Origin of the sequence: Streptomyces sp. NPDC058459, assembly GCF_042721685.1 — a bacterium.
Lineage (GTDB): Bacteria > Actinomycetota > Actinomycetes > Streptomycetales > Streptomycetaceae > Streptomyces.
This window is the reverse complement of record NZ_JBHXLV010000286.1, coordinates 1-6,231: the sequence shown is the minus strand read 5'-3', so window position 1 is coordinate 6,231 and position 6,231 is coordinate 1. Positions and strand designations below refer to the sequence as shown.

Annotated in this window: 8 protein-coding genes; 4 read left to right on the top strand and 4 right to left on the bottom strand. The window is 73.9% G+C overall.

Annotated elements, in window-relative coordinates; all coding sequences use genetic code 11:
• Positions 1-124 precede the first annotated feature (124 nt).
• Positions 125-892, top strand: a complete 768-nt coding sequence (locus tag ACFWN1_RS30765) for a CPBP family intramembrane glutamic endopeptidase (protein ID WP_384369216.1) — start codon at positions 125-127, stop codon at positions 890-892.
• A gap of 3 nt (positions 893-895) precedes the next feature.
• Here the strand turns inward: ACFWN1_RS30765 and ACFWN1_RS30760 are convergent, their stop codons facing one another.
• From ACFWN1_RS30760 to ACFWN1_RS30745, 4 genes are all read right to left on the bottom strand, one after another.
• On the bottom strand, positions 896-1,708 hold the full coding sequence (locus tag ACFWN1_RS30760) for a PhzF family phenazine biosynthesis protein (protein ID WP_384369213.1): 813 nt from the start codon (positions 1,706-1,708) through the stop codon (positions 896-898).
• A 93-nt stretch (positions 1,709-1,801) separates the two neighbouring features.
• Positions 1,802-2,632 (bottom strand): ammonia-dependent NAD(+) synthetase, encoded by an 831-nt coding sequence (gene nadE / locus ACFWN1_RS30755; RefSeq protein WP_384369210.1) that lies wholly within the window; start codon positions 2,630-2,632, stop codon positions 1,802-1,804.
• A gap of 86 nt (positions 2,633-2,718) precedes the next feature.
• Positions 2,719-3,300, bottom strand: coding sequence for a DinB family protein (locus ACFWN1_RS30750; RefSeq protein WP_384369207.1), 582 nt, complete (start codon positions 3,298-3,300; stop codon positions 2,719-2,721).
• A 72-nt stretch (positions 3,301-3,372) separates the two neighbouring features.
• Positions 3,373-3,528, bottom strand: coding sequence for a hypothetical protein (locus ACFWN1_RS30745; protein WP_384369204.1), 156 nt, complete (start codon positions 3,526-3,528; stop codon positions 3,373-3,375).
• 153 nt (positions 3,529-3,681) lie between these two features.
• On the opposite strand from ACFWN1_RS30745, the gene ACFWN1_RS30740 reads away from it, so the two are divergent.
• The 3 genes from ACFWN1_RS30740 (at position 3,682) to ACFWN1_RS30730 (ending at position 6,153) form a co-directional block, all read left to right on the top strand.
• A complete protein-coding gene (locus ACFWN1_RS30740) occupies positions 3,682-4,320 on the top strand; it encodes a PadR family transcriptional regulator (protein WP_384369201.1) in 639 nt (212 codons plus the stop codon).
• Positions 4,321-4,536: 216 nt separating this feature from the next.
• Positions 4,537-5,076 carry a Clp protease N-terminal domain-containing protein gene (locus ACFWN1_RS30735; protein WP_384369198.1) on the top strand — a complete coding sequence of 180 codons (540 nt, stop codon included), beginning with the start codon at positions 4,537-4,539 and terminating at the stop codon, positions 5,074-5,076.
• Between the two features lie 72 nt (positions 5,077-5,148).
• Positions 5,149-6,153, top strand: coding sequence for a DMT family transporter (locus ACFWN1_RS30730; protein WP_384369195.1), 1,005 nt, complete (start codon positions 5,149-5,151; stop codon positions 6,151-6,153).
• Positions 6,154-6,231: the final 78 nt, after the last annotated feature.

The window sequence follows — 6,231 nt, the reverse complement described above, 5'->3', positions numbered from 1 at the left end:
GGCCACCCGGTGCGCGGGCCGGCCGTGTCCTTCTGCGATCCTTTGCGGGACAACAGGCGTACGGGGGCAGGTGGGCCGCCCGGCGCCCGGAACGCGGGTGGAGGCGGAACCGGTGGCCGAGTCCATGGCATGGCAGCAGCCTTCCCGGCGGACACTGCGGGACGAGACGCTGATCGTGCTGGCGCTCTCGCTCGGCGCGAGCGGGGTGTCCGCCCTCATCAGCTTCGTCGGCTCGGTCACCAGACCCGGCGGGCTCAAGGACCAGGCGGCCACCCTCAACGCCTCCGCCGCGCCCGGCCGTCCCTGGCTCGATCTGGCCTGGCAGCTCTTCGGGATCGCGTCCGCGCTGGTGCCGGTGGCGCTGGTGGCCTACCTGCTGTGCCGGGAGGGCGAGAGCCTCAGGGTGATCGGCTTCGACCGGGGGCGGCCCTGGTCCGACCTGGCGCGGGGCGCCGCCGTCGCGGCCGTGATCGGCAGTACCGGCATCGCCTTCTACCTGGCCGCGCGCGGACTCGGCTTCAACCTCACCGTGGTGCCCGAGGCGCTGCCGGACGTGTGGTGGAAGTACCCGGTGCTGGTGCTGTCGGCGGTGCAGAACGCGGTGCTCGAAGAGGTCATCGTCGTCGGGTATCTGCTGCGCAGGCTCGGCCAGTCGGGCTGGAGTCCGGGGACCGCGCTGGTGGGCAGCGCGGTCCTGCGGGGCTCGTACCACCTCTACCAGGGCATCGGCGGCTTCATCGGCAACCTGGTGATGGGCGTGGTGTTCGTCTGGCTGTACCGGCGGTGGGGCCGGGTCGGGCCGCTGGTCGTCGCCCACTCGCTGCTGGACATCGGCGCCTTCGTCGGCTACGCCCTGCTGGCCGGCAAGGTCGGGTGGCTGCCGACGCCGTGAGGGTCACGCCAGGAGTTCGCCTTCGATGACGGTGACCGCGCGGCCCCGGAGCAGGGTGCGCCCGCCGCGCAGACCCGTGCGGATCAGGCCGCTGCGGCGGGACGCCTGGAGGCCCGTGAGGTCGTCCCGGCCCAGGCGCGGGGACCAGTAGGGGGCGAGCGCGGTGTGGGCGCTGCCGGTCACCGGGTCCTCGTCGATGCCGACGTTCGGGAAGAAGCAGCGGGACACGTAGTCGGCGCCCAGTGCGGGGTCCTCCGCGCGGGCGGTCACGATCACACCCCGGCCGGAGCGGCCGGCGAGTTCCCGGTGGTCCGGGGTCAGCTCCAGCACCGTCTTCTCGTCGGCCAGTTCCACCAGCAGGTCCCCGACGTCCGGTCCGGTGTCGTACGCGGCCACCGGCGCGGCCCCCAGCGCCTCGGCGAGCCCCTGCGGGATCTCCACCTCGGTGAGCGGTGCGGTGGGGAAGTCCAGGGTGATCTCCCCGTCCGCCTCCGGCGTGGCGACGAGGACACCGCTGCGGGTGGCGAACCGCACCGGGCCCTCGTGGGCGCCGGTGGTGTAGAGGACGTGCGCGGTGGCGAGGGTGGCGTGCCCGCACATCGCCACCTCGGTGACGGGGGTGAACCAGCGCAGCGCCCAGTCGGCCTCGCCGCCCTCGGGCAGCCGGTGGGCGAAGGCCGTCTCGGAGTGGTTGACCTCGGAGGCCACCTGCTGGAGCCGGCCGTCGTCAGGGAACACGTCGTCCAGGAGCAGGACCCCGGCGGGGTTGCCGGTGAAGGGGAGGGCGGCGAAGGCGTCGACGATTCGGATGCGCATGCGCAGACCCTAGGGGGTCCGACGGCCGGACGGCCAAGGCCAGTCGGGGGCGGGTGGCCTCGGCCGAAAGTCGGCGGTCATGGTCATCGCCGCTCAGGGGGCCAGCGGGAGTTGGCGCTTGTGTTCGGTGCGGCGGTAGCGGTCGATGATGGTGCTGAGGGCGGGCTCCGCTACCGGCTTGCCCTCAAGGAGGTCGTCGATGTCGTCGTACGTGACGCCGAGCGCCGTCTCGTCGGCCTTGCCGGGGTCCAGGGTCTCCAGGTCGGCGGTCGGCGTCTTCCGGACCAGCTCGGCGGGGGCGCCCAGGGCCTCGGCGAGGGCGCGGACGCGGCGCTTGGTGAGTCCGGTGAGCGGGACGACGTCGGCCGCGCCGTCGCCGAACTTGGTGAAGAAGCCGGAGACCGCCTCCGCCGCGTGGTCGGTGCCGACGACCAGGCCGTCGTGCGCGCCGGCCACCGCGTACTGGGCGATCATGCGCTGGCGGGCCTTGATGTTGCCGTGCAGGAAGTCCTGGTGGTGCGCGTCGCGGAAGACGGTGCCGCCGGCCACCACCGCGTCCAGCGCGGCGTCGCTCGCGGGCCGCACGTCGACGGTCAGGGTCCGGTCGGGGCGGATGAACTCCAGCGCGAGCTGGGCGTCGGCCTCGTCGGCCTGGACGCCGTACGGCAGCCGCATCGCGTAGAACGTCGCCTCGTGCCCCGCCGCGCGGGCCCGCTCGACCGCGAGCTGGCACAGCCGGCCGGTCGTGGTGGAGTCCACGCCGCCGCTGATCCCGAGCACCAGCGAGCGCAGGCCGGTGGAGGTCAGCCGCTCGGTGAGGAAGGCGATCCGGCGTTCGATCTCCTGCGCGGCGTCGAAGGACTCGGGCACCTGGAGATCCCGGGCGATCTCCCTCTGCGGCGATGTGGCGGCCAGGTCGGTCATGCGGGTTCCTCACACTTCGGCGGCGGCCCTCACCTGGGGGCCGGGTGCCATTCTGGCAAACGCTGGGCGGCTTGGTGCGCCACGGGTCACGCCTCCCTCGCCGCGCGCTCCACCCGTGCCCGGTGCGCCGCCCACCAGGCGGGGTCGTCCGACGGCAGGCCGGTGTTCCCCCGGTCCATCCCGGTCGCGCCGTCCAGCAACTCCCGGACGATGTCGGCGTGGCCGGCGTGCCGGTGGGTGTCGGCGAGGACGCGTACGACGGCGTGGTGCAGGGTCACCTCGTCCCGGCCGCTCGGCCACCACGGCACCCGGCCCACGCAGTCCAGCGGCAGCGCCTCGATCGTCGCGTCGGCGTGGGCCCAGGCACGGCGGTAGAGCCCCACGAGGTCCGCGCGGGACTCCTCGGCGGTGGCCCACATGTCCGCGTTGGCCTCGGCATCCCCCGTCAGCCAGGGCAGCGGCTCGCCCGAGGGCCGCCCGAAGGTGTCCCCGAGGTAGCCCAGCTCGATCCCGGCCGCGTATTTGACCAGCCCGAGGAGGTTGGTGCCGGTCGGGGTGAGGGGCCGGCGGGCGTCGTACTCCGAGAGCCCGTCGAGCTTCCACAGCAGGGCTTCGCGGGCGGACCGGAGGTAGCGCAGCAGGTCGGCCTTGGGGTCGGGTGCGGTCATGAAGTCGGTGCGCCTTCGTCGTTCTTCGCTTGTCAGGGGCGGGGAAGAGGTGCCGGCCACAGGGCCTCCGCGCTACAGCGGCACCAGGACGCCGAACCCCTCGGGCTCGACGTCGGGCTCGTCCGGTGTGTCCCCGGTGACCTTCCAGCCGAGCGCCGCCGCCCGGAACCGGCCCAGCGCGGACCTGTCCCGGGCCTTGACCGAGATCTGTACCGGACGTGTCCTCATGCGGCCGATCGTATGCCCGCGGCGTCGGGGGCGGGCAACCACTTTCTTCGCGGCAGGGGCTTGTCGACGAGCATCTCAGCGATATATCGTCGACTTGTCGCGTAAGGAACGCGATCGTATGTGATGGATCAACGACAGGATGGAGTGATCGTGATGCACGGTCATGGATTCACGCGAGGCCCCTGGGCCCACGGTCCCGGTCCGCACCGACCGGGTCGATCCGAGGGGGAGCGGAGCGCGTTCGGGCCCTTCGGGCCGGGCGGTCCCGGGTTCGGCGGGCCGATGTTCGGCGGCCCCGGCTTCGGTGGCCCCGGCTTCGGCGGCGGCCGCGGGCGTGGCGGGCCGAGGGGGCGGGCGCGGCGCGGTGATGTGCGGGCCTCGATCCTGGCCCTGCTCAAGGACCGGCCCATGCACGGCTACGAGATGATCCAGGAGATCGCCGAGCGCAGCGGCGGCGCGTGGAAGCCGAGCCCCGGCTCGGTCTACCCGACGCTGCAACTGCTGGAGGACGAGGGCCTGATCGCCAGCGAGAGCGAGGGCGGCAAGAAGCTGTTCGCCCTCACCGACAGTGGCCGCACCGCCGCCGAGGAGGGCCCGGACGCCCCCTGGGAGGAGGCCTCGCGCGGCGTCGACTGGGAGGCGCTCGGTGAGATCCGCCAGGCCGGGGCCGGTCTGATGGAAGCCTTCGGCCAGGTGTGGAAGACCGGCACCAAGGAACAGCGTGACAAGGCGCTGGCCGTCCTCAACGACGCCCGCAAGAAGCTGTACCTCATCCTCGCCGACGAGGACTGAGCCTGACGAGGACCGAGCCTGACGAAGGCCGAGGCTCAGGTGCGCGACGGGGGCGCGACGGGGTTGCCCCGAGGGGCGTGGGGCCCGGCCTCATCCGTGAGGAGGAGGTGCCGGGCGCGGGTCTCCACTCTGCGTGGCACGCGCGAATGGTTCCCCTCGCGGATGTGAAGAGGCGGCCGTGACTGATGGGGTGGGACCGTGGAATCCCGTACCAGCGTGCAACCCCGTGCAGTCGGCCGGCCCGTCCCTGACGAGGGCGCTGCCGGCGAGCTGGACGGCACCGGTCTCGACGCGACGCTCGCGGCGGTCGTCGCCGGTGCCCGCCGGCGCGCCGTGCGGGACGGCGACCGTCAGATCGACACCGCCCATCTGCTGCACTCGCTCCTCGACACGGACCCCGGGGCCCGTGCCGCCATCGGCCCTCGACTGGTCCGGCTGCTCGGCTATCTGGTGCAGCGCAGCATCGGCTACGGAATCGGCTGGCAGCGCGGGGCGGAGGGCGACGACGCGCCGGGCGCCGGACCCGGGCCGGTACGCGGCCACGGCACCTTCGAGGGTCCCGAGCGCTGGTCCGCCCTCGCGGCCGAGGCCGTGCGCGACGCCCGGCGCCGTGCCGCCCGCCGGGGCGCACCCCACGCCACCGGTGTGGAGCTGCTCGCGGCCCTGGTGGCCGACCCCCGTTCGCGCGCCGTCGAGGTCCTGGCGCACGCCGGAGTCCCGGCGGGTCGCCTGACGGCTCACCCCGCGCCCCGCTGAGGCGGGCGGGCAGGTCCACCCCCTGAGACAGGTGTCAACGAGGGTGACGCTCATGTCATCGCCTGTCATCATGTGCGCGTGCGTACGTCCGGAAACAGTGAGAGCGGCCACGGCCGCGACGCGGGGCTCGGCCTCGCGCTGGCATCGGCCCTGGCCTTCGGCGGGTCGGGAGTCGCGGCCAAGCCCCTGATCGAGGCGGGCCTGGACCCGCTGCACGTCGTCTGGCTCCGGGTGACCGGCGCCGCCCTGGTGATGCTTCCGCTGGCCGTGCGGCACCGCGCCCTGGTGCGGCAACGCCCCGCGCTGCTCGCCGGGTTCGGGCTCCTCGCGGTCGCCGGAGTGCAGGCGTGCTACTTCGCCGCGATCTCCCGCATCCCGGTCGGTGTGGCCCTGCTCGTGGAGTACCTGGCCCCGGCGCTGGTGCTCGGCTGGGTGCGGTTCGTGCAGCGGCGGCCGGTGACCAGGGCGGCCGCGCTCGGTGTGGTCCTCGCGGCCGGGGGGCTCGCCTGTGTGGTCGAGGTGTGGTCCGGGCTGCGCTTCGACGCGCTCGGCCTGCTGTTCGCCCTCGGCGCCGCCTGCTGCCAGGTCGGCTACTTCGTCCTGTCCGACCAGGGCGGCGACGCGGGGGAGCGGGCACCCGATCCGCTCGGCGTGATCGCCCACGGCCTGCTGGTCGGCGCAGCCGTGCTCACGGTCGTCGCCCGGCCCTGGACCATGGACCGGTCCGTGCTGACCGGCACCGCGCACCTCGACGGCACCCCCGTGCCCGCTCTCCTGCTGCTCGCCTGGATCGTGCTCGTCGCCACGGTCGTCGCCTACGTCACCGGTGTGCTGTCGGTGCGGCGGCTGTCGCCGCAGGTCGCGGGGGTCGTCGCGTGTCTGGAGGCGGTCATCGCGACCGTGCTGGCCTGGGTGCTGCTCGGTGAGCGTCTGTCGCTGCCGCAGGTGGCCGGGGGCGCGGTCGTCCTCGTCGGCGCGTTCGTCGCCCAGTCCTCGGCGCCCGTCGAGGGGCTCGCGGAACCGGTCGCGGAGGGCGGCCCGGAAAGGGAGTTGTCGGCGCGGGGCACCGCTGCCTAGGGTGCCGATCATGTACGCAGACGCACGCGTCCTGCCGCCCCCGGCCGCCTGAGGCGGGCCTCCGGGAAGAACCGGCCC